Source organism: Pseudomonas sp. G(2018), from assembly GCF_005502415.1.
Classification (GTDB): Bacteria; Pseudomonadota; Gammaproteobacteria; order Pseudomonadales; family Pseudomonadaceae; genus Aquipseudomonas.
Genome location: NZ_SCOO01000011.1, coordinates 38,032 through 59,160 on the forward strand (window position 1 = coordinate 38,032; position 21,129 = coordinate 59,160).

Consider the following 21,129-nt stretch of genomic DNA (forward strand, 5'->3'; position numbering starts at 1 on the left):
AATAGGGAAGACATAACTTAGCTGGCTTACGAAAAATGCTAAGACGCATTTGTCATAATTGTTTCATCCTTGAGACACCTCCGTTATATCGGTTTGCCACCACTCGTCTGCATCCTTCTCCATTCGTGACCTGCAAAGCAAGTTAATGCTGTTTCAGATGATTTACGCCTTCACATTGCCAGCTGAGAGTCGCTGTCTATACTCGCTCATGAATGGAGTTAGCTGATGACGCCCGACTGCACTGCAGCAAGGCCCGGCGATTCAAGTTCGTAGTCTGATGCAGCCGCTCCCTTGCCGCAGGTGAAAGCCGGCGGGATAACAAGAACGATAAGGGGAACCCGCAATGATGCGACATCCACATGTCTGGATGGGCCTCCTGTTGTGGTCGATTTTCAGTCAGGCGCAAGCGGCCTGGACTGTGAATATGGCGCCTGGAGCGACTGAAATCAGTCACGCTGTATTTGACCTGCACATGACCATTTTCTGGATCTGTGTAGTGATCGGCATCATCGTCTTTGGCGCCATGTTCTGGTCGATGATTCTGCATCGCCGCTCGACCGGGCAGGTCGCCGCAAAATTTCATGAAAGCACCACCGTCGAAATCCTCTGGACCATCGTGCCCTTCATCATTCTGGTGGCCATGGCGGTTCCGGCGACCGCGACCCTGATCAAGATGTACGACGCCAGTGAGCCGGATATCGATATCCAGGTCACCGGCTATCAGTGGAAGTGGCACTACAAATACCTGGGCCAGGACGTCGAATTCTTCAGCAACCTGGCCACACCCGCCGACCAGATCAACAACAAGGAAACCAAGGGCGAGCACTACTTGCTCGAGGTCGACAAGCCTCTGGTGCTGCCGATCGGCGCCAAGGTGCGTTTCCTCGTGACCTCCGCCGACGTCATCCACTCCTGGTGGGTGCCGGCCTTCGCGGTCAAGCGCGATGCGATCCCGGGGTTCGTCAACGAAGCCTGGACCCGCGTTGAAAAACCCGGCCTCTACCGTGGTCAATGCGCCGAGCTGTGCGGCAAGGACCACGGATTCATGCCGATCGTGGTCGAGGTCAAGGAAAAGGCCGATTACGAGAAATGGCTGGGCGAGCGCAAGGCTGAAGCCGCGCAACTCAAGGAGCTGACCAGCAAGGAATGGACCCTCGACGAACTCAAGGAGCGCGGCGACAAGGTCTATCACACCACTTGCGTAGCCTGTCACCAGGCCGAAGGCCAGGGCTTGCCGCCGATGTTCCCGGCGCTCAAGGGCTCGAAAATCGCCACCGGACCAAAAGACGCTCACTTGGGCATTGTCTTCCACGGCAAGCCAGGCACTTCGATGGCGGCGTTCGGCAAGCAACTCTCGGAAGTCGATATCGCAGCGGTCGTGACCTACGAACGTAACGCCTGGGGCAACAACAAGGGCGACATGGTCACGCCTAAAGAAGTGCTGGAGCTGAAACAGGCGGAAAGCAAATGACCCGGTCTATTGCGTACATCAGGAACCGGTCGGGGCAACGCGCCCCGGCCCGCCCAGCCCATCTGTTTGCAGGAGACAGGACATGACTGCTGTAATTGATGACCCTGTTCATACCCACACCGACCACGCCCACGGCCCTGCCAAAGGCCTGATGCGCTGGGTGCTGACCACCAACCACAAGGATATCGGCACGCTGTACCTGTGGTTTGCCTTCGCCATGTTCCTCCTGGGCGGCACGTTCGCGATGGTGATTCGCGCCGAACTGTTCCAGCCGGGGTTGCAGATCGTCCAGCCGGAGTTCTTCAACCAGATGACCACCATGCACGGTCTGGTGATGGTGTTCGGTGCGGTGATGCCGGCCTTCGTCGGTCTCGCCAACTGGATGGTCCCGCTGATGATCGGCGCGCCGGACATGGCCCTGCCGCGAATGAACAACTTCAGCTTCTGGCTGCTGCCGGCGGCGTTCATTTTGCTGGTCTCGACCCTGTTCACCCCCAGTGGCGGGCCGAATTTCGGCTGGACGTTCTACGCGCCGCTATCAACGACCTATGCGCCGGAAAGCGTGACCTTCTTCATCTTCGCCATCCACTTGATGGGGATCAGTTCGATCATGGGCGCGATCAACGTGATCGCCACCATCCTCAACCTGCGCGCCCCCGGCATGACGTTGATGAAAATGCCGCTGTTCGTCTGGACCTGGCTGATCACCGCGTTCCTGCTGATTGCGGTAATGCCGGTGCTGGCCGGTTGCGTGACGATGATGCTGATGGACATCCACTTCGGCACCAGCTTCTTCAGTGCCGCCGGCGGCGGTGACCCGGTGCTGTTCCAGCATGTGTTCTGGTTCTTCGGCCACCCCGAGGTGTACATCATGATCCTGCCGGCCTTCGGTGCCGTCAGCTCGATCATTCCGGCGTTCTCGCGCAAGCCGCTGTTCGGCTACACCTCGATGGTTTACGCCACGGCGAGTATCGCGTTCCTGTCGTTCATCGTCTGGGCGCACCACATGTTCGTGGTGGGCATTCCGCTGGTGGGCGAGCTGTTCTTCATGTACGCCACGCTGCTGATCGCGGTGCCGACCGGGGTGAAGGTGTTCAACTGGGCCAGCACCATGTGGCAGGGCTCACTGACCTTCGAGACGCCGATGCTGTTCGCGGTGGCGTTCGTGATCCTGTTCTCCATCGGCGGTTTCTCCGGGTTGATGCTGGCCATTGCCCCGGCGGACTTCCAGTACCAGGACACCTACTTCGTGGTCGCGCACTTCCACTACGTACTGGTGCCGGGGGCGATCTTCGGGATCTTCGCTTCGGCCTACTACTGGTTGCCGAAATGGACCGGCCACATGTACGACGAAACCCTCGGCAAGCTGCACTTCTGGCTGTCGTTCATCGGCATGAACATGGCCTTCTTCCCGATGCACTTCGTGGGGCTGGCGGGCATGCCGCGGCGGATTCCGGACTACAACCTGCAATTCGCCGACTTCAACATGGTGTCGTCGATCGGTGCGTTCATGTTCGGTGCCACACAGATCTTCTTCCTGTTCATCGTGATCAAGACCATCCGCGGCGGCCCGCCTGCACCGGCCAAACCATGGGATGGGGCTGAAGGCCTGGAGTGGAGCATTCCGTCACCGGCGCCGTATCACACGTTCACCACGCCGCCGGAAGTGAAATGAACAATCTCGGCCTTGTGGGAATCCTTGTGGGAGCTGGCTTGCCTGCGATGAACCGGGGTCGCGCTCGACCGATGCGGTGTGTCAGACATACCGCCATCGCGGGCAAGCCCGCTCCCACAGGAATATGTGTTGAGGGATTGAATCATGGCTGACTCGATTTCAATGAAGAAACTGGTCACCCGTCTATTGCTGGTGGTGGTAGCGATGTTTGTCTTCGGGTTTGCCCTGGTGCCGATCTACGACGTGATGTGCAAGGCCTTCGGCATCAACGGCAAGACCGCCGGGCAGTACGAGGGCGAGCAGACGGTCGATACGTCGCGACAGGTTCGCGTGCAGTTTCTGTCGACCAATTCCGCCGACATGTCCTGGGATTTCTATCCCAAGAGCGATGAATTGACGGCCAACCCCGGGGCGGTGAACGAGATGATCTTCATTGCGCACAACCCCACTGATCGCCCGATGAGTGCCCAGGCCGTGCCGAGCATCGCGCCGAGCGCCGCGGCGGCGTATTTCCACAAGACCGAATGTTTTTGCTTTACCCAGCAAGTGCTGCAGCCCGGTCAACGGATCGAGATGCCGGTACGTTTCATCGTTGACCGAGACATGCCCAAGGATGTGAAGCACCTGACGCTGTCCTACACGCTGTTCGATATCACCGCCCGACATCCACCGGTAGCTGTAAACACTGGCGGTTGAGCGTGCCCGATAAGGAGAACAATAAATGGCAACTCATGAACATTATTACGTCCCGGCCCAGAGCAAATGGCCGATCATCGCCACGGTCGGGATGTTCGTCACAGTGTTTGGCCTGGGCACCTGGTTCAATGATCTGAAAGCCGCGCGGCCGGAATCCCACGGCCCGCTGATCTTCTTCGTTGGCAGCCTGCTGCTGGCCTACATGCTGTTCGGCTGGTTCGGCACGGTGATCAAGGAAAGCCGCGGCGGCTTGTACAGCGCACAAATGGATCGCTCGTTCCGCTGGGGCATGAGCTGGTTCATTTTCTCGGAGGTGATGTTCTTCATCGCCTTCTTTGGTGCACTGTTTTACGTGCGCCACGTTTCCGGTCCGGCGCTCGGCGGTGAAGGCACAAAAGGCCTCGCGCATCTGCTATGGCCTGGCTTCGAGTGGACCTGGCCGCTGCTGAACAACCCGGACTCCAAACTCTTCGTGCCCCCGAAGGACGTCATCAGCCCCTGGGGCCTGCCGTTGCTCAATACCGTGTTGCTGGTGAGTTCCAGCGTCACGATAACCATCGCCCACCATGCCTTGAAAAAGGGCCATCGCGGCGCGTTGAAACTCTGGCTGGCGATCACCGTATTGCTGGGCTGCGCGTTCCTCGGGTTCCAGGCCGAAGAATACATTCATGCCTACAAGGAGCTGGGCCTCACCCTGGGTTCGGGCATCTACGGTGCCACCTTCTTCATGCTCACCGGTTTCCACGGCGCCCACGTGACCATCGGCACCATCATTCTGTTCGTGATGCTGATGCGCATCCTGCGCGGGCACTTCGACAACGAGCATCAGTTCGGCTTCGAGGCGGCGAGCTGGTATTGGCACTTCGTGGACGTGGTGTGGATCGGGCTGTTCATTTTTGTCTACGTGCTGTAGGAGCGAGCTTGCTCGCGATGGGCGTTAGCGATAACGCGGGCTATCTGAATTAACGCGTTGTCATGAAGTTTTTCGCGAGCAAGCTTGCTCCTACAGTTACCAGGGCGCTTGAGATACAAGCTGGCCGCTGAAGAAACCCCAGGCGATCAACCCAAGGGTAATGGCGGCCAGGGCAACACGAACACTCAAGGCAATGACGAGGCGGTTCGAGCTGCTGTCGTCCTTGACCAGAAAAAACAGGCCGCTGAACAGGCTGACAACCGTGGCAATCAGCATCAGGACGATAGCTGCTTTGAGCATGGTGGAACTCCGGGGGGACAAGCGATGCATATGAGTATAGCTATCGCGTTGACCGACTGGCTGGCGACGCCATGAAGCGTTTCCGGCCGGGCGTTGTGCCGACGCTGGTGGTCGCAGTCCTGCTGCCACTGCTGGTGTCCCTGGGGTTCTGGCAATTGAGCCGGGGCGCGGAGAAAAGCGCGCTGCTGCAAACCTGGACCGAGCGCCGGGCCGCCGAACCGATGTCCAGCTCCGAGCTGCGACACACCGCCGACCCGGCCTTTCGCCGGGTGCGCCTGCACGGCCAGTTCGATGCCGCCCATAGCCTGCTGCTGGATAACCGTCAGCGTGGCGGCAAGGTCGGGGTCGAGTTGCTGCAACCGTTTCAGGACCAGGCGACCGGGCTGTGGCTGCTGGTCAATCGCGGCTGGCTGCCGTGGCCGGATCGCCGTACACCGCCGCAATTCACCACCCCCGACGCCCCTCTGAGTCTTGACGCCTGGGTCTACGTTTCCCCCGGCGCGGTCTTCCAGCTTCACGCCGACCCAAGCACCAGCACCTGGCCAAAACTGCTGACGGCCATTGACCCGAACGCACTCTGGACAGCCCTGGACCGCGAAGGCTTTGCCTACGAATTACGCGCAGAAACCGGACCCGCGACTTACCAGGCCGATTGGCCGGTGGTTGCCACAGGTCCGGAAAAACACATCGCTTATGCCGTGCAGTGGTTCGCCATGTCGATCGCCCTGCTCGGCCTTTATCTCTACCTCGGTTGGCACAACGCAAAGGAGAAACACCATGGGAGCGGCCATGAATCCACCCAGCATGTCTGAGGCAAAAACGCCGGTGAACCGGCGCAAGGGACGCTTGCAGCTGCTGCTGATTGTGCTCGGAGTGGTCGGTCCGATGATCCTCGCCACCGGCATGTACAAATGGCAGTTCTGGGTGCCGGAAGGTCGCAGTTATCACGGCGAACTGATCGGCAACGGCCAGACCCGCGCCGACCTGGGCGTGCAGGCGCAAGAAGATCGCTGGCAGTTGCTGGTCACGGCACCGAAGGCGTGTTCGGTGGACTGTCAGCAACTGGTTTACCTGGCGCGACAAATCCAGATCGGCCTCGGTCGTGATGCCGGTCGCGCCAGTCACGCACTGGCGGTGACCCAACCGCTGAGCAGTGATTACGAGGCTAAACTTCAACGCGAGTACCCGCAGTTGCAACGCTATCCCCTGGACTCGCAGATCTACACCAAAGGTGCTCAGAGCAATGAAGCTGCACACCTGTGGATCATCGACCCCCACGGCAATCTGGTGCTGCGCTACGACCCGTCGGTCAAAGGCAAGGACCTGCTCAACGACCTGCGACACCTGCTGAAACTGTCGAACATCGGATAAGGGCATCGTCATGGCCAAACCTGGATTTCGCCTCGCGCTGTTTGCCACCTTCCTGGCACTGATTGTGGTGTTGCTCGGCGCCTATACACGCCTGACTCACGCCGGCCTCGGCTGCCCGGACTGGCCTGGTTGCTATGGCTTTATCAGCGTGCCGAAGAGCGAAGCCCAACTGGCCCATGCCGAATTGCATTTCCCGGACGCCCCGGTGGAGGCCCACAAGGGCTGGAACGAGATGGTCCATCGCTACTTCGCCGGCACCCTCGGCTTGCTGATTTCGGTGTTGGCCGGTCGGGCCTGGGTTCATCGTCGGGACCCGGGGCAACCAGTGAAGCTGCCGTTGTTCCTGCTGGCGGTGGTGTTCGCCCAAGCCGCCTTCGGCATGTGGACGGTCACGCTCAAGCTCTGGCCGCAAGTGGTGACCGGGCATTTGCTTGGCGGGTTCGCCACCTTGAGCCTGCTGTTTTTACTGACCTTGCGCCTGTCCGGCGTACTGCCGGCGCTGACGGTGCCACGTCGCTTGCAGCACTGGGCGACCGCCGCGCTGCTGCTGGTGATCGGGCAGATCGCCCTCGGTGGCTGGGTCAGCTCCAACTATGCCGCCGTGGCGTGCATCGATTTCCCGACCTGCCACGGCCAATGGCTACCCCCTGCCGACTTCGCCAACGGCTTCCACCTGACCCAGCACATAGGCCCGAACTACCTCGGCGGGCAACTGGACAGCGATGCCCGCACCGCGATTCACCTGACGCATCGCATCGGCGCGCTGCTGGTGACCCTGGTGTTGCTCGGCCTGGCCTGGCAACTGAAAGTCGTCGGCATGACACGGCTGGCCGGGTTGGTGTTGATCGCCCTCGCCGCGCAAATCACCCTGGGCATCAGCAACGTGCTGTTTCATCTGCCGCTGCCGGTGGCCGTGGCGCACAACGCCGGGGGCGCGGCGCTGCTGCTGACGATGGTACTGGTCAACTATCACGCGCGAACCAGCCTGGTTCGGATCAAGCAGCCGAATCGCTGGCGCTTCAGCCCGCGTAAACATTCAGCCGGGCCCATAACAATAAAAGGAGAAATGCCATGGCGATTCTGATCGGCGAGCGTCACAGCCAGGCAATCTGGCGTGACTACCTGGAACTGACCAAACCCAAGGTGGTGGTGCTGATGCTCATCACCTCGCTGGTCGGGATGTTCCTGGCCACTCGCGCCGGGGTGCCATGGACCGTGCTGGTGTTCGGCAATCTGGGCATTGCCTTGTGTGCCGGCGGAGCAGCGGCAGTGAACCATGTGGTGGACCGGCGGATCGATGCGGTGATGGCGCGCACCCACAAACGTCCCTTGGTCGAAGGTCGCGTCTCGCCTGCCGCCGCGCTGACCTTCGCCCTGGTGCTGGCATTGCTCGGCCAGGCGTTGTTGCTGGCCTTCACCAATCCGCTGACCGCGTGGCTGACCCTCGCCTCGCTGCTCGGCTATGCGGTGGTCTACACCGGCTTCCTCAAACGTGCGACACCACAAAATATTGTGATTGGCGGGCTGGCCGGTGCCGCTCCGCCCCTGCTTGGCTGGACGGCCGCCACCGGTCACATCAGCGCCGAACCGCTGTTGCTGGTGCTGATCATCTTCGCCTGGACCCCGCCGCATTTCTGGGCGCTGGCCATCCACCGCAAAGAGGAATACGCCAAGGCCGATATCCCGATGCTGCCGGTGACCCACGGCGAGCACTACACCAAAATCCACATCCTGCTTTACACCTGTGCCTTGCTGGCCGTCAGCTTGATGCCCTACGTGATCCACATGAGCGGCCTGCTCTACCTGATTTGCGCCATCGGCCTGGGCGCGAGGTTTCTGCAATGGGCCGTGGTGCTGTACCGTGGCACTCGGCCGCACGCGGCGATCAACACCTTCAAGTACTCTATCTACTACTTGTTCCTGCTGTTCATCGCGCTGCTCGTAGACCACTACCTATTGTTGAACCTATGACCCGAACCCAGAAAACCGTCTTCATCCTTGTCGCCCTGATCGCGCTGGTCCTGGGCCTGACCATCAACAAAGTACTCACCGGCAAAGGCCAGGGCGATCCGACGGCCCTGATCGACGCCGGCATCATCCTGCTGCCGCAAAGCCGCAATCTGCCGGATGTGAAGATGACCGACCAGGACGGTAAACCGGTGGCGGTCAACGAGCTCAAAGGCAAGTGGAGCCTGTTGTTCTTCGGCTACACCTTCTGCCCGGACATCTGCCCGACCACCCTCGCCCAACTGCGCCAGATCAAGAGCGAATTGCCACCTGAAGCGGTGGACAAGTTGCAGATCGTGCTGGTCAGCGTCGACCCGAACCGCGATACACCCAAGCAGCTCAAGCAGTATCTGGGTTACTTCGATCCGCAGTTCATCGGCCTGACGCCGACCTCGATCGAGGAGCTGCAGAAAGTCGCCAACGCGGTGAGCATTCCGTTCATTCCGGCGGACACCAGCAAACCGAACTACACCGTCGACCACAGCGGCAACCTCGCGGTGATCGGGCCGGATGGCACGCAGCGTGGGTTTATTCGCGCGCCGCTGAACAACACGAAGCTGGTGGCGCAGTTGCCGGTGATGCTTAACCGACCGTAAAAATGCCGCTCCCACAGGATCCGTTTTTCAGGCAAAAAAAATGGGGCGCATTCAATGCGCCCCATTTTCGTTACCGCTCCAGATCAGAACGCCGGCACGACCGCGCCTTTGTACTTCTCGATAATGAACGCTTTCACTTCCGGGCTGTGCAAGGCAGCCACCAGCTTCTTCATCGCTTCGCTGTCCTTGTCGTCCGGACGGGCAACGAGGATGTTCACGTATGGCGAGTCGCTGCCTTCGATGACCAGTGCGTCCTTGGCCGGATCGAGCTTGGCTTCCAGCGCGTAGTTGGTGTTGATCAGCGCCAGGTCGACCTGGGTCAGCACGCGCGGGATGGTCGCAGCTTCCAGTTCACGGAATTTCAGGTCTTTGCTGTTCTCGGTGATGTCCTTGACGGTCGACAGGATGTTGTTCGAATCCTTCAACTTGATCAGTCCGGACTTGGCCAGCAGCAACAGCGCACGGCCGCCATTGGTGGCGTCGTTCGGGATCACCACGTTGGCACCGCCCGGCAGTTCGGTCAGCGCTTTGTACTTGCTGGAGTAAGCGCCCAGAGGTTCCAGGTGCACACCGGCCACCGACACCAGGTTGGTGCCCTTGGCCTTGTTGAATTCATCGAGGTACGGCTGGTGCTGGAAGAAGTTGGCGTCCAGGCGTTTTTCCGCCACCTGCACGTTCGGCTGGATGTAGTCGGTGAAGACCTTGACCTTCAGATCCACGCCTTCTTTTGCCAGCGCCGGTTTAACGAACTCGAGGATTTCCGCGTGCGGCACTGGCGTGGCGGCGACTGTCAGGGTGTCGGCGGCATGGGCGGAAAAGGCTGCGACGGCAGCGAACGCGACGAGTAGTTTTTTCATTCAGCGAACTCCTTGTGAGGCGCCTGGATTCGGCGCCTGCCAGCGAATGGCCGGCTAATGTCTTACTTACGGGAAAAATGGACGACCAATTTGTCGCCGACGGTTTGCAGGACCTGTACCAGCACCAGCAGCAACACCACCGTGACCACCATCACATCGGTCTGGAAACGCTGGTAACCGAAACGGATCGCCAGGTCGCCCAATCCACCGGCACCCACCACACCGGCCATCGCCGTGTAGGAAACCAGCGTAATGGCCGTCACCGTAATCGCCGCGAAGATGCCCGGGCGGGCTTCTGGCAACAGTGCATTGGTGATGATCTGCCGCGTGGTCGCGCCCATGGACTGGGTCGCTTCAATGATGCCGCGGTCGACTTCACGCAACGCAGTTTCCACCAATCGCGCGAAGAACGGCGTGGCGCCCACCACCAGCGGCGGGATCGCGCCGGCGACACCCAGCGAAGTGCCGGTGATCAAGACGGTGAACGGAATCATCACGATCAGCAGAATAATGAACGGCAGCGAACGCAGAATGTTCACCATCAACGACAACATCGCGTAGACGCCTTTGGCCTCCAGCAATTGACGCGGGCTGCAGAGGAACAGCAATACACCCAGCGGCAGGCCTAGCAATACGGTGAACAGCAGCGAACCGCCGAGCATCAGCAGGGTGTCGCCGGTGGCCAGCCAGATTTCGAACCAGTCGATATTGGCGAAGAAACTTGTCAGGGCTTCCATTAACGCAGCACCTCCATATGGACGTCTGCGGCGGTGAAGCGGGCGAAGGCCGCTTCCATGTCACCGCCGGTCACGGCCAGGGTCAGTTGCCCGTAAGGGACGTCTTTGATGCGATCGATACGACCGGCGAGGATGCTGTAGTCCACACCCGTTTCCCGGGCGACGGTACCCAGCAACGGCGCGTAGGTCGCTTCGCCCTGGAAGGTCAGGCGCACGATGCGGCCCGGCACGTGCGCGAAGTCGTCGCGCTGTTCGCTTTCGTCGATATGCTCGTCTTCTTGCACGAAGCGCTTGGTGGTCGGGTGTTTCGGGTGCAGGAACACCTCGGCCACCGAGCCTTGCTCGACGATCACGCCAGCGTCCATCACCCCGACCTGGTCGCAGACCCGGCGGATCACGTCCATTTCATGGGTGATCAACACGATGGTCAGCTTCAACTCGCGATTAATCTCGGCCAGCAATTGCAGGACCGACGCGGTGGTCTGCGGGTCCAGCGCACTGGTGGCTTCGTCGCACAGCAGGATTTTTGGCTTGGTGGCCAGGGCGCGGGCAATGCCGACGCGCTGCTTTTGACCGCCGGACAGCTGCGCCGGGTACTTGTTGGCGTGGTCGGACAAACCGACCCGGGCCAGCAACTCGGCAACGCGCTGATCGATATCGCTGCGGGACAGTTCACCGGCCAGCGTCAGCGGCAACGCGACGTTGTCGGCCACGGTTTTGGACGCCAGCAGGTTGAAGTGCTGGAAAATCATCCCGACCTGTTGACGGAAACGGCGCAGGCCGTTGGCATCGAGCGCGGTGACTTCTTCGCCATCGACAATGATCTTGCCGCCAGTGGAGTTTTCCAGGCGATTGATCAGACGCAGCAGGGTACTTTTCCCTGCACCGGAATGTCCGATCAGGCCGAAGACCTGACCGTTCTCAATCGTCAGATTGGTCGGGTGCAGGGCGGGGATATCCCTACCGGCGACGCGGTAGGTTTTATGGACGTTTTGAAACTCGATCACGTAGCGAACCTTGTGGGGCGCGTTGGAAAAGGATCAGCGGTTAGCCGGGCGCGCATTTTAGCCTGTCCGTATAGAGGTTCTTAGCATTTATTTCGTATTCAACCAGCCATTTGGCAATAACGCGATCAAAGGTCAGATAAAAGGAACGGCTAAAAACGTCACCAGTCACTACTTAGGCATCTCCAAAAAGCCTGAGGAGTCTCGCCTGATGAGTACTACGACTTCTCCAACGATCCACTGCTGCAGGGTCGGCTGTTTTCCTACACCGACACACAGATCAGCCGACTCGGTGGCCCGAACTTTCACGAGATTCCAATCAACCGAACGATTTCACCCCTGCACAATGGCCAGCGGGACGCGTTGCACCGCACCACCATCGACAAAGGACGTGCGGCCTACGAACCGAACTCCATCGATGGCGGCTGGCCGATAGAAACCCCGCCCGCAGCGCAAGACGGCGGCTTCGAGAGCTACGCGGAGCGCTTCGACGCCAACAAGATCCGTCAACGTAGCGAGTCGTTCAGCGACCACTTCTCCCAGGCGCGCCTGTTTTTCCACAGCATGAGCAAGCACGAGCAGGAACACATCATCTCGGCGTACAGCTTTGAGCTGGGCAAGGTGGAACGTGAGTTCATTCGGGCAAGGGAAGTGAATGAGATCCTGGCCAACATTGATCTGGAACTTGCCAAACCGGTGGCACAGAACCTTGGCCTGCCGGTGCCGAAAGCCGGAACGGTCCAAGTACCGAAAGCGTCCTTGGAACGCTCGCCGGCTCTGAGTCAGGCCAATCTGCTGCCGGGCGATATCAAAACCCGGAAAGTGGCGATTCTGGCGGCCGATGGCGTAGACGGAGTAGCAATCGAAGCCATGAAGAAAGCGCTGGAAGCCGAGGGGCGCATGCCAAATTGCTCGGCCCGACCTCGGCACCGGTGAAAACTGCCGATGGCAAGTCGATGCCGGTGGACGCTTCGATCGAAGGCTTGCCTTCAGTGGCGTTCGATGCGGTGTTCGTGCCTGGAGGCGCGGCGTCGATCAAGGCGCTGAGCACTGACGGCGTGGCGTTGCATTACGTGCTGGAGGCTTACAAGCATTTGAAATGCGATTGCGTTGCATGGCGAGGCGAAGCAGTTGCTGGATGTGTTGAAGCTGGAGGTTGATGCGGGGTTGGTCGTAGGGGTGAATGGCAAGTTGGCCAAGCCGTTCTTCGCCGCGATTGAGCAGCATCGGGTTTGGGAGAGGGAGGCGAAGGCCAAAGCAATTCCGGCCTAGAAATCTGCATCGTCAGAGAGGACGCCATCGCGGGCAAGTCGAATCGTCGCACCGCCGCTCCCACAGGTTTTACGCTATCCCTGTGGGAGCGGGCTTGCCCGCGAAGCTTTTAAGGGGCTTTGCGAGGACTCAGAACAACTTGCGCCGGAACACTGCGCAGAATCTGCCGCTCCAGCTTCAAATCAAACTGCGGATCCAGCTTATTCACCCGCTTGGTCAGCAGGTTAGCCAACCATGGATAATCATCAGTACGTGGCACCTGAAGGCTCACATCGCACTGAAAATTCACCACATCGGCGGCAATGGCATCCAGTTGACGGCGCATTTTGCCCATATCGGTGATTTTCAGTTTCACCGTGGTGCTTTCAGCTTCCGGGTCAATGACCTTGGCTTTGCGCTTGGCTTCGGCGGACTTGAGATCCGCTTCGGTTTTTTCCAGTTCAGCCTTGCGGGCTTGAGCGAGCGCACCATTGACCCCGCCGGTGAGCGCAGGAGCCTTGGGCATCAAGGCGCGGGCCCGAGCCAGGGCGGTGGCGGCCGCGTTTACATCACCTTTTTGCAGCACGATCTGGCTGCGCATCAGATAGGCTTCGGCCAACTGCCGCTGGTATTGCTCCAGGGATTGATCGTTGGGCGATTCAGCCTGCAAGGCGGCCAGTTGCCCTTCGGCAGTGGCCAGTTCGCTGCTGGCCAGGCTTTGTTCCAGCTGTGCAATGGCCGTGGCCCGCGCATCCGGGACCTCGGTGGCCGCTGGTGGCGTGCTTTGGCAAGCGCCCAGCAGCAAGGAAAATGCGACAAGGAGCAGATAACGGGAGGGGAACGACTTCATTCCTGCGACTCTCTATTTGCGCAAAAAACGAGCAAGTCTACACCCCTCGACGGGGCAGAACAAAACTCAGCAGAAACAGCGCGGCGGCCGTCACTACAATCGACGGGCCGGCCGGTGTGTCCTTGAACCAGGACAGCGCCAGCCCGCCACACACGGCGAGTATGCCCAGCAGGCTCGCGCCCAGTGCCATCTGTTCCGGCGAGCGGGCGTGACGTTGTGCCGCAGCCGCCGGAATGATCAACAACGAAGTGATCAGCAACACGCCGACGATTTTCATCGCCACGGCAATCACCACGGCGATCAGCAACATCAGCGCCATGCGCAACCCCGCCACCGGCAGGCCTTCGACCCTGGCCAACTCCTCATGCACGGTGATTGCCAGCAATGGCCGCCACAGCGTCACCAGCAACGCCAGCACTGCCGCGCTACCGCCGAGAATCCACGCCAGATCGGTCGGACTGATCGCCAGCAGGTCGCCAAACAGATAGGCCATCAGGTCGATCCGCACTTCGTGCATGAAGCTTAGTACCACCAGGCCTAAAGAGAGGGTGCTGGGTGCGAGAATTCCCAAAAGCGTGTCGGATGCCAGCGGCTGACGCTGCTGCAACGTCACCAGCATCACTGCCAACAGCAAACAGCCCACGGTGACCGCAACGGTCGGGCTGACATCCAGCAGGAAGCCCAGCGCCACACCCAGCAGCGCCGCGTGGGACAGGGTGTCGCCAAAATACGCCATGCGCCGCCACACCACGAAAGAACCCAACGGCCCCGCGACGACCGCCAAAGCCAAGCCTGCAAGCAGGGCGTAGAGCAGAAAATCAGCCATGCTTGCAGCTATCTCCGTGAACATGGTTATGGCCCGACGCGGGCGCCTTGACCACCGAGCCATGCAAATCGTGGGCGTGGTCGTGATGGTGGTGATAAATCGCAAGGCTTTGTGCGTTTTTTCCGAACAGCTCGACGAAGGCCGGATCGCCGCTGACCTGCTCGGGGTGGCCGGAGCAGCAAACGTGGCGATTCAGGCACACCACCTGGTCGGTGGTGCTCATCACCAGATGCAGATCGTGAGAAACCATCAGCACACCGCAGCCGTGACGGTCACGCAGGCGGGTGATCAAGCTGTAGAGTTCGGCCTGCCCGGCCACGTCGACGCCTTGCACCGGCTCATCCAGCACCAGCAATTCCGGTTCGCGCAACAGGGCGCGGGCGAGCAAGACACGCTGCATCTCACCGCCGGAAACACTTTGTACGGGGCTGTCGATCACCTGTTCGGCACCGACTTCCTTGAGCGCGGCCAAGGCCATCGCTCGGTCCACGCCCGGCACCAGACGCAAGAAGCGCAGGACCGAGAGCGGCAGGGTCGGATCGACATGCAGTTTTTGAGGCATGTAGCCGACCCGCAGTTTCGGCTTGCGCCAGACACTGCCGCTGTCGGGTTTCAACAATCCCAGTACAGCGCGCACCAGGGTGGTCTTGCCGGCACCGTTGGGGCCGATCAGGGTGACGATCTGCCCTGGCTCGACGCTCAGCTCGATATTATCCAGCACACTTTGCCCGGCAAACGTGACGGCAACCTGCTCGAGGCGGATCAGCGCGTTGCTCATCAAGCCCCCTGACAACCCGAGCAGAGGCCGATCACTTCGACCGTCTGGGCTTCGACGACGAACCCGACATCCTGGGCGCTGGCGATGATCGCGTCGCTGATGGATTTCTGCTCGAGCTCAATGGCTGCGTGGCAATCACGGCAGATCAGGAACTGGCCCTGGTGTGCGTGTTCCGGGTGATTGCAGCCAATGAAGGCGTTGAGCGAAGAGATGCGGTGTACGAGGCCGTTTTCCAGCAGGAAATCCAGCGCGCGGTACACGGTCGGTGGCGCCGCGCGGCGGCCATCCTGCTCACTGAGTACCGCGAGAATGTCATAGGCGCCCAACGGCTTGTGGCTTTGCCATACCAGCTCCAGCACCCGCCGACGCAACGCGGTCAGACGCAGACCTTGGCGTTCGCACAGGGCATCGGCCTCAGACAGAGCGCTGTGCACGCAATGAGAGTGGTCGTGGGGACGGCTGGCAATCGGTGTTTTAGGCATGAGCGGCGACGAGTTTTGTGAGAGACGTTATTATGTTACCCGTTCTCGCCTCTTCGAGTGGTCATCGTGTCCCGACTTTTTTCTATCTTTGTCGCATTTGTCGCAAGTTTTCTGCTGATTGGTCCGGCGCAAGCCGAGGTCAAGGTCCTCACCAGCATCAAGCCGCTACAGCTGATTGCCGCTGCCGTACAGGATGGCGTGGCGATCCCGGAAGTCTTGCTACCGCCCGGCGCTTCGCCGCATAACTATGCCCTGCGCCCTTCCGACGTACGGAAGGTGCAATCGGTGGATCTGCTGTACTGGATCGGGCCGGACATGGAAGGCTTCCTGCCTCGGGTACTGAATGGCCGTACGCTGCCCAGCGTCGCTGTACAGGATCTGCCCGGTCTAAAACTTCGCCATTTCGCCGAAGATAACCACTCCCACGCCGAAGAATCCGACGAACATGACCACGATCACCGCCCAGGCAGCCTGGACGCGCATTTGTGGCTGTCGCCGATCAACGCCCGGGTCATCGCCACGAAAATGGCCGCCGACCTCAGCACGGCCGATCCCGCCAACGCAGCGCGGTATCAAAGCAACCTCAAGGCCTTTGATGAACGCCTGGATGACCTCGACCTGCGCCTGAAGAAACGTCTGGCGGGTGTTGAAGGCAAACCTTACTTCGTGTTCCACGAGGCCTTCGACTACTTCGAAGATGCCTACGGTCTCAAGCACGCGGGTGTGTTCAGTGTCGCAGCCGAGGTGCAACCCGGTGCCCAGCATGTCGCGGCGATGCGCGCACGACTGCAGGAAGTCGGCAAGACCTGTGTGTTCAGCGAACCACCGCTGCGCCCACGCCTGGCGGAAACCCTGGTGGCCGGCCTGCCGGTGAAACTGGCGGAACTGGATGCGCTGGGCGGGTACACGCCGGCGACTGCTCAGGGCTATGAGCAGGTGCTGGAAAAGCTGGGGAATGATTTGGTGGGGTGCCTGGAGTCGTTGTAACCAACACAGATATCTGTAGGAGCGAGCTTGCTCGCGATGATCTTGAACGGTGACGCGGGGTGCCTGACACCCCGCGGTGCTGCGGATTTCTTCGCGAGCAAGCTCGCTCCTACAGGGCGAAAGGCAATGGTGTGTTGACCGTCTGCCGCTGCGCCAATCGCTGTTGAAACTCCATCGGATCGTGAATCAACACATCCTGCCCGGCAAATGACTCCGCCGCGATCAACCGCGACAACCAGAAACGCACACACGCCACCCGCAACATCGTCGGCCACAACTCGGCTTCGGCTGCGGTGAACGGACGCAGTGCGGCATAAGCTCCCAGCAACGCCCGCGCCCGTGGCCCGTCGATCAGGCCGTCATCGTCGGAGCACCAATCGTTCAGGGCAATCGCCACGTCGTAGAGCATCGGCCCCGAACAGGCGTTGTAGAAGTCGATCAGGCCGGTCAGGTGCGTGCCTTCGAACATCGCGTTATCGCGGAACAAGTCGGCGTGGATGTTCGCCCGAGGCAGCGCCAGAATTTTCTCTTTCTGCTGGGTGATTTCTTCCAGCGCCCGCTCCAGCAATTCTTTCTGGTCGGCATTGAGGTGCGACAGAAACTGCGTGCCCTCCTCCAGCATCCAGTCCAGGCCACGATCGGTCTTGCGCTTGATCATTTTGGCCTGGGTCGCCAGGTGCAGGTGCGCCAGCAACTCACCCACCTGCGCGCAATGCTGCGCGTTGGCTTGCTTGATGTGTTTGCCGGCCAGGCGCGGTTGTAACAGCGCTGGCTTGCCGGCCAATTCGCGCAGCGCAACGCCGTCGGTGGTGCGCAGGGCGTAAGGCACCGGCAGGTCGGCTTCGTGCAGTACGTCGAGCAACTCGATGAAGAACGGCATCTCCTGCACCGGGCCACGCTCGACCAGGGTCAGGACGAACTCGCCCTGCTCCAGGCTGATAAAGAAATTGGTGTTTTCGCTACCGGCGGCAATCCCCTGGAAATCAAGCAGGCGGCCGAGGCCATAAGGGGCGAGAAAGGTTTCCAGCTCGGGCCGAGCCAGGGGGGTGAACACAGACATGTTTAAACTGCCAGTACGGGCGCCGCTGTTGAGCCAGCGCCGATTGAAATTAAGAAACTACTTCCACTCAAAGATCTTCCACGACGGAATCAGCATATCCGGCTGATCCGAGCGGATGAAGTTACCGTCCGATCCATCGGCGCGCACCAGAAAATACGGTTTGCCGACACTCGGAGTGACCTGGATGGCGTACAGAAAGCCATTTTGGCGGTACTCCTTGATCGTATTGTCGCCTTCAGTGCGAATGGTGACTTCCGGTTCCGGCGATGGCGCATCGTCCGCCGCCATCACGGCCAACGGAGTGACTGCAAACAACCCAGCCAGCAACAGGCGATTTAGTGTGCGCATGATAACCTTGTCCCTTTGTCGTCAACGGTCCCGCTATTCTAGCGCCGGACCCGCCGAAAAGGTTGATCCTGCTCATGAGCCAAGCCCCCCTCGTCCTGGTGGACGGTTCGTCTTACCTGTACCGCGCCTTTCACGCGCTGCCACCGCTGACCACTTCCAAAGGCCTGCCGACCGGTGCGGTCAAGGGCGTGTTGAACATGCTCAAGAGTCTGCGCAAGCAGTACCCGGACAGTCCGTTTGCCGTGGTGTTCGACGCCAAGGGTGGGACATTTCGCGATGAGATGTACGCCGAATACAAAGCTAACCGTCCGAGCATGCCCGACGACATGCGCGTGCAGATCGAGCCGTTGCATCAGAGCGTGATCGCCTTGGGCTTCCCGCTGCTGTGCGTTGAAGGCGTCGAAGCCGACGACGTGATCGGCACCTTGGCCCGCAGCAGCGCCGCCGCCGATCGCCCGGTGGTTATCTCCACGGGCGACAAGGACATGGCGCAACTGGTTGACGGCCACATTACCTTGGTCAATACCATGACCGGTAGCAGCATGGACGTGGAGGGCGTGAAGGAGAAATTCGGCGTCGCTCCGGAGCAGATCATCGATTATCTGGCGCTCATGGGCGATTCTTCCGACAACATTCCGGGTGTTCCAGGAATCGGTCCGAAAACCGCCTCCGGCCTGCTGGTCGGTGTGAATGGCGGCCTGACCGAACTCTACGCGCAGCTTGATATCGTCCCGACCCTGCCGATCCGCGGTGCCAAGACTCTGCCGGCCAAGCTCGAAGAGCACAAGGAGATGGCGTTCCTCTCCTACCAGCTGGCAACGATCAAGGTCGATGTGCCGCTGGACATTGGCCTCGATGACCTGCAAATGGGTCCGGAAGATCCGGTCAAACTCACCGAACTCTACAACCTGCTCGAATTCAAGAGTTGGCTGAACGATCTGCAACGGGACGCCAAGCGCGTTGAGCTGAGCGCTGCCGTCGAGCCTGAGCCGGTCGTCGATCTGTTCAGCGCCGCCGAAGCCGAGGCACCGGTGACGACGTCTGCAACCCGATACGAGACCATCCTCGATCAGGCGCGATTCGACGTCTGGCTGGAGAAACTGAACAACGCCAAGTTGTTCGCCTTCGACACCGAAACCACTGGCATCGACGCGCAACAGGCACAACTGGTGGGTTTGTCGTTTGCCGTGCAGGCCAACGAAGCGGCCTACATCCCATTGACCCATTCCTACATCGGCGTGCCGGAGCAGTTGGACCGCGACACGGTCCTGCGTGCCCTGAAGCCGATTCTGGAAGACCCCAACAAACTCAAGGTCGGCCAGCACGCCAAGTTCGACATGAACATCCTGGCCAACTGCGCCATCGGTGGCGATCAGGCCAACGGTATCACCGTGCGTGGAGTCGCTTTCGACACCATGCTCGAGTCCTATGTACTCAACTCCACAGCGACCCGCCATGACATGGATAGCCTCGCGCTGAAGTATCTGGACCACACCACGGTGAGTTTCCAGGACATCGCCGGCAAAGGCGTCAAGCAGCTGACCTTCGATCAGATCGCTCTGGAACAGGCGGGCCCGTATGCCGCCGAAGACGCCGACATAACTCTGCGCCTGCACCAGGCACTGTTCGAGAAACTCACCGCCATCCCTAGCCTGGCCAGCGTGCTGACCGACATCGAAATCCCGTTGGTGCCGGTGCTGGCGCGTATCGAACGCCAAGGCGCGTTCGTCGATGCCGCACTGCTCGGGGTGCAAAGCATTGAACTGGGCGACAAGATGGTGGCGCTGGAGCGTGAAGCCTTCGAGATAGCCGGCGAGGAGTTCAACCTCGGTTCGCCCAAGCAACTTGGCGTCATCCTTTACGAGAAGCTCGGTCTGCCGGTACTGAAGAAAACCGCCAAGGGCCAGCCATCCACTGCCGAAGAAGTGCTGGCCAAACTGGCCGAGGACGACTACCGGCTGCCCAAGGTGCTGATGGAATACCGCTCCATGAGCAAGCTGAAAAGCACCTACACCGACCGTTTGCCGGAGCAGATCAACCCGCGCACCGGGCGCATCCACACCTCGTACCACCAGGCGGTGGCGTCCACAGGGCGCCTGTCTTCCAGTGATCCGAACCTGCAGAACATCCCGGTGCGCACCGCTGAAGGGCGTCGCATCCGCCAGGCCTTCGTGGCCCCGACCGGTTACAAATTGCTGGCAGCGGACTATTCGCAGATCGAACTGCGGATCATGGCGCATCTGTCTCGGGATGAAGGTCTGATGAACGCCTTCCGCCACAATCTGGACGTACACACCGCCACTGCTGCCGAGGTGTTCAAGGTCGAATTGGCGGACGTGACCTCCGACCAGCGCCGCAGCGCCAAGGCGATCAACTTCGGCCTGATCTACGGCATGGGCGCACAGAAGCTTGGCAAAGACATCGGCGTCGATACCAAGACCGCCAAGGCTTACATCGATACTTACTTCGCCCGTTATCCGGGTGTGCGCGAGTACATGGACCGCACCCGCGCCCAGGCAGCGGAGCAGGGTTATGTGGAAACCTTCTTCGGGCGCCGGCTGTATCTGCCGGAGATCAACTCCAACAAACCGCAAGAACGAGCGGCCGCCGAACGCACGGCGATCAACGCGCCGATGCAGGGCACCGCAGCGGACATCATCAAGAAAGCCATGGTTGCGGTGGACAACTGGCTGGCATCTTCGGGCCTCGATGCCAAAGTCATCCTCCAGGTGCACGATGAATTGGTGCTTGAGGTGCGTGAAGATCTGGTCGACCAGGTTCGCGATGAAATTCGCGTCCACATGAGCGGTGCGGCGAAACTGGATGTTCCGCTGCTGGTCGAAGTGGGTGTAGGTAACAACTGGGATGAGGCTCACTGAGCCCATCAAGATGGGGGTTTTGCTGCGGCATAGTGCCGCGG

At 60.3% G+C, this 21,129-nt stretch carries 21 protein-coding genes and 1 pseudogene; 12 read left to right on the plus strand and 10 right to left on the minus strand.

Going from position 1 to position 21,129, the window contains the following annotated elements; translation table 11 throughout:
• Window positions 1–343 precede the first annotated feature (343 nt).
• The 4 genes from coxB to FFS64_RS13575 all read left to right on the plus strand — a co-directional run bounded on the left by coxB (window position 344) and on the right by FFS64_RS13575 (window position 4,755).
• Entirely contained in the window at window positions 344–1,471 is a 1,128-nt protein-coding gene (gene coxB / locus FFS64_RS13560; RefSeq protein ID WP_095194458.1) for a cytochrome c oxidase subunit II, read from the plus strand.
• An 82-nt stretch (window positions 1,472–1,553) separates the two neighbouring features.
• Complete coding sequence (gene ctaD, locus FFS64_RS13565; RefSeq protein WP_137805810.1) at window positions 1,554–3,146, plus strand: cytochrome c oxidase subunit I; 1,593 nt, start codon at window positions 1,554–1,556, stop codon at window positions 3,144–3,146.
• 144 nt (window positions 3,147–3,290) lie between these two features.
• A complete protein-coding gene (locus FFS64_RS13570; protein ID WP_137805811.1) occupies window positions 3,291–3,842 on the plus strand; it encodes a cytochrome c oxidase assembly protein in 552 nt (183 codons plus the stop codon).
• 25 nt (window positions 3,843–3,867) lie between these two features.
• Window positions 3,868–4,755 (plus strand): cytochrome c oxidase subunit 3, encoded by an 888-nt coding sequence (locus tag FFS64_RS13575; RefSeq protein ID WP_137805812.1) that lies wholly within the window; start codon window positions 3,868–3,870, stop codon window positions 4,753–4,755.
• A gap of 96 nt (window positions 4,756–4,851) precedes the next feature.
• On the opposite strand, the gene FFS64_RS13580 is transcribed toward FFS64_RS13575, so the two are convergent.
• Window positions 4,852–5,055 (minus strand): twin transmembrane helix small protein, encoded by a 204-nt coding sequence (locus tag FFS64_RS13580; RefSeq protein WP_137805813.1) that lies wholly within the window; start codon window positions 5,053–5,055, stop codon window positions 4,852–4,854.
• 71 nt (window positions 5,056–5,126) lie between these two features.
• Here FFS64_RS13580 and FFS64_RS13585 point away from each other — a divergent pair, with 71 nt between their 5' ends.
• From FFS64_RS13585 to FFS64_RS13605, 5 genes are read left to right on the plus strand one after another with little or no spacing between them, the layout of a single operon-like run.
• Complete coding sequence (locus FFS64_RS13585; protein ID WP_137805814.1) at window positions 5,127–5,867, plus strand: SURF1 family protein; 741 nt, start codon at window positions 5,127–5,129, stop codon at window positions 5,865–5,867.
• On the plus strand, window positions 5,833–6,426 hold the full coding sequence (locus tag FFS64_RS13590) for a hypothetical protein (protein WP_095194650.1): 594 nt from the start codon (window positions 5,833–5,835) through the stop codon (window positions 6,424–6,426). The genes FFS64_RS13585 and FFS64_RS13590 overlap by 35 nt, the downstream gene beginning before the upstream one ends.
• 10 nt (window positions 6,427–6,436) lie before the next feature.
• Entirely contained in the window at window positions 6,437–7,510 is a 1,074-nt protein-coding gene (locus tag FFS64_RS13595) for a heme A synthase (RefSeq protein WP_137805815.1), read from the plus strand.
• Window positions 7,498–8,397, plus strand: coding sequence for a heme o synthase (cyoE, locus tag FFS64_RS13600; RefSeq protein WP_137805816.1), 900 nt, complete (start codon window positions 7,498–7,500; stop codon window positions 8,395–8,397). Before FFS64_RS13595 ends, cyoE begins: the two co-directional genes overlap by 13 nt.
• Window positions 8,394–9,029 carry an SCO family protein gene (locus FFS64_RS13605; RefSeq protein WP_137805817.1) on the plus strand — a complete coding sequence of 212 codons (636 nt, stop codon included), beginning with the start codon at window positions 8,394–8,396 and terminating at the stop codon, window positions 9,027–9,029. The genes cyoE and FFS64_RS13605 overlap by 4 nt, the downstream gene beginning before the upstream one ends.
• A gap of 83 nt (window positions 9,030–9,112) precedes the next feature.
• Here the strand turns inward: FFS64_RS13605 and FFS64_RS13610 are convergent, their stop codons facing one another.
• The 3 genes from FFS64_RS13610 to FFS64_RS13620 all read right to left on the minus strand — a co-directional run bounded on the left by FFS64_RS13610 (window position 9,113) and on the right by FFS64_RS13620 (window position 11,630).
• Window positions 9,113–9,886, minus strand: a complete 774-nt coding sequence (locus FFS64_RS13610; protein ID WP_137805818.1) for a MetQ/NlpA family ABC transporter substrate-binding protein — start codon at window positions 9,884–9,886, stop codon at window positions 9,113–9,115.
• Between the two features lie 62 nt (window positions 9,887–9,948).
• Window positions 9,949–10,623 carry a methionine ABC transporter permease gene (locus tag FFS64_RS13615; RefSeq protein ID WP_137805819.1) on the minus strand — a complete coding sequence of 225 codons (675 nt, stop codon included), beginning with the start codon at window positions 10,621–10,623 and terminating at the stop codon, window positions 9,949–9,951.
• On the minus strand, window positions 10,623–11,630 hold the full coding sequence (locus FFS64_RS13620) for a methionine ABC transporter ATP-binding protein (protein WP_137805820.1): 1,008 nt from the start codon (window positions 11,628–11,630) through the stop codon (window positions 10,623–10,625). Before FFS64_RS13620 ends, FFS64_RS13615 begins: the two co-directional genes overlap by 1 nt.
• A gap of 219 nt (window positions 11,631–11,849) precedes the next feature.
• Here FFS64_RS13620 and FFS64_RS13625 point away from each other — a divergent pair.
• Window positions 11,850–12,899: pseudogene (locus FFS64_RS13625) on the plus strand (catalase-related domain-containing protein); the annotation flags it as partial.
• Window positions 12,900–13,008: 109 nt separating this feature from the next.
• Here FFS64_RS13625 and FFS64_RS13630 read toward each other — a convergent pair.
• Genes FFS64_RS13630 through zur form a run of 4 tightly spaced genes read right to left on the minus strand, consistent with a single transcriptional unit; the run spans window position 13,009 to window position 15,814 of the window.
• Window positions 13,009–13,728: a PA5502 family lipoprotein gene (locus FFS64_RS13630; protein ID WP_137805821.1), complete on the minus strand. Its 720-nt coding sequence runs from the start codon at window positions 13,726–13,728 to the stop codon at window positions 13,009–13,011.
• A gap of 37 nt (window positions 13,729–13,765) precedes the next feature.
• Window positions 13,766–14,554: a zinc ABC transporter permease subunit ZnuB gene (gene znuB / locus FFS64_RS13635; protein ID WP_095194472.1), complete on the minus strand. Its 789-nt coding sequence runs from the start codon at window positions 14,552–14,554 to the stop codon at window positions 13,766–13,768.
• A complete protein-coding gene (gene znuC / locus FFS64_RS13640) occupies window positions 14,547–15,332 on the minus strand; it encodes a zinc ABC transporter ATP-binding protein ZnuC (protein WP_095194473.1) in 786 nt (261 codons plus the stop codon). Before znuC ends, znuB begins: the two co-directional genes overlap by 8 nt.
• The gene (gene zur, locus FFS64_RS13645) at window positions 15,332–15,814 is read right to left on the minus strand and encodes a zinc uptake transcriptional repressor Zur (RefSeq protein ID WP_095194474.1); all 483 of its coding nucleotides are present in this window, start codon (window positions 15,812–15,814) and stop codon (window positions 15,332–15,334) included. Before zur ends, znuC begins: the two co-directional genes overlap by 1 nt.
• Window positions 15,815–15,880: 66 nt before the next feature.
• Here zur and FFS64_RS13650 point away from each other — a divergent pair, with 66 nt between their 5' ends.
• Window positions 15,881–16,801 carry a zinc ABC transporter substrate-binding protein gene (locus FFS64_RS13650; RefSeq protein WP_137805822.1) on the plus strand — a complete coding sequence of 307 codons (921 nt, stop codon included), beginning with the start codon at window positions 15,881–15,883 and terminating at the stop codon, window positions 16,799–16,801.
• 109 nt (window positions 16,802–16,910) lie between these two features.
• Here the strand turns inward: FFS64_RS13650 and FFS64_RS13655 are convergent, their stop codons facing one another.
• Complete coding sequence (locus tag FFS64_RS13655) at window positions 16,911–17,861, minus strand: homoserine kinase (RefSeq protein WP_137805823.1); 951 nt, start codon at window positions 17,859–17,861, stop codon at window positions 16,911–16,913.
• A 57-nt stretch (window positions 17,862–17,918) separates the two neighbouring features.
• A complete protein-coding gene (locus FFS64_RS13660; RefSeq protein WP_095194476.1) occupies window positions 17,919–18,209 on the minus strand; it encodes a DUF2782 domain-containing protein in 291 nt (96 codons plus the stop codon).
• Window positions 18,210–18,283: 74 nt separating this feature from the next.
• Between FFS64_RS13660 and polA the strand changes: the two genes are divergently transcribed.
• Entirely contained in the window at window positions 18,284–21,088 is a 2,805-nt protein-coding gene (polA, locus tag FFS64_RS13665) for a DNA polymerase I (protein ID WP_137805824.1), read from the plus strand.
• The last annotated feature ends 41 nt before the right edge of the window (window positions 21,089–21,129 follow it).

Excerpts from the sequence above, each read along its gene's own strand:
- FFS64_RS13655 (WP_137805823.1), bottom strand. The coding sequence starts at position 17,861 with ATGTCTGTGTTCACCCCCCTGGCTCGGCCCGAGCTGGAAACCTTTCTC.
- FFS64_RS13605 (WP_137805817.1), top strand. The coding sequence starts at position 8,394 with ATGACCCGAACCCAGAAAACCGTCTTCATCCTTGTCGCCCTGATCGCG.
- FFS64_RS13570 (WP_137805811.1), top strand. The coding sequence starts at position 3,291 with ATGGCTGACTCGATTTCAATGAAGAAACTGGTCACCCGTCTATTGCTG.
- FFS64_RS13630 (WP_137805821.1), bottom strand. The coding sequence starts at position 13,728 with ATGAAGTCGTTCCCCTCCCGTTATCTGCTCCTTGTCGCATTTTCCTTG.
- FFS64_RS13595 (WP_137805815.1), top strand. The coding sequence starts at position 6,437 with ATGGCCAAACCTGGATTTCGCCTCGCGCTGTTTGCCACCTTCCTGGCA.
- FFS64_RS13590 (WP_095194650.1), top strand. The coding sequence starts at position 5,833 with ATGGGAGCGGCCATGAATCCACCCAGCATGTCTGAGGCAAAAACGCCG.
- FFS64_RS13585 (WP_137805814.1), top strand. The coding sequence starts at position 5,127 with ATGAAGCGTTTCCGGCCGGGCGTTGTGCCGACGCTGGTGGTCGCAGTC.
- FFS64_RS13610 (WP_137805818.1), bottom strand. The coding sequence starts at position 9,886 with ATGAAAAAACTACTCGTCGCGTTCGCTGCCGTCGCAGCCTTTTCCGCC.
- FFS64_RS13580 (WP_137805813.1), bottom strand. The coding sequence starts at position 5,055 with ATGCTCAAAGCAGCTATCGTCCTGATGCTGATTGCCACGGTTGTCAGC.
- coxB (WP_095194458.1), top strand. The coding sequence starts at position 344 with ATGATGCGACATCCACATGTCTGGATGGGCCTCCTGTTGTGGTCGATT.
- FFS64_RS13660 (WP_095194476.1), bottom strand. The coding sequence starts at position 18,209 with ATGCGCACACTAAATCGCCTGTTGCTGGCTGGGTTGTTTGCAGTCACT.
- zur (WP_095194474.1), bottom strand. The coding sequence starts at position 15,814 with ATGCCTAAAACACCGATTGCCAGCCGTCCCCACGACCACTCTCATTGC.
- FFS64_RS13575 (WP_137805812.1), top strand. The coding sequence starts at position 3,868 with ATGGCAACTCATGAACATTATTACGTCCCGGCCCAGAGCAAATGGCCG.
- ctaD (WP_137805810.1), top strand. The coding sequence starts at position 1,554 with ATGACTGCTGTAATTGATGACCCTGTTCATACCCACACCGACCACGCC.
- polA (WP_137805824.1), top strand. The coding sequence starts at position 18,284 with ATGAGCCAAGCCCCCCTCGTCCTGGTGGACGGTTCGTCTTACCTGTAC.
- cyoE (WP_137805816.1), top strand. The coding sequence starts at position 7,498 with ATGGCGATTCTGATCGGCGAGCGTCACAGCCAGGCAATCTGGCGTGAC.
- FFS64_RS13615 (WP_137805819.1), bottom strand. The coding sequence starts at position 10,623 with ATGGAAGCCCTGACAAGTTTCTTCGCCAATATCGACTGGTTCGAAATC.
- znuB (WP_095194472.1), bottom strand. The coding sequence starts at position 14,554 with ATGGCTGATTTTCTGCTCTACGCCCTGCTTGCAGGCTTGGCTTTGGCG.
- znuC (WP_095194473.1), bottom strand. The coding sequence starts at position 15,332 with ATGAGCAACGCGCTGATCCGCCTCGAGCAGGTTGCCGTCACGTTTGCC.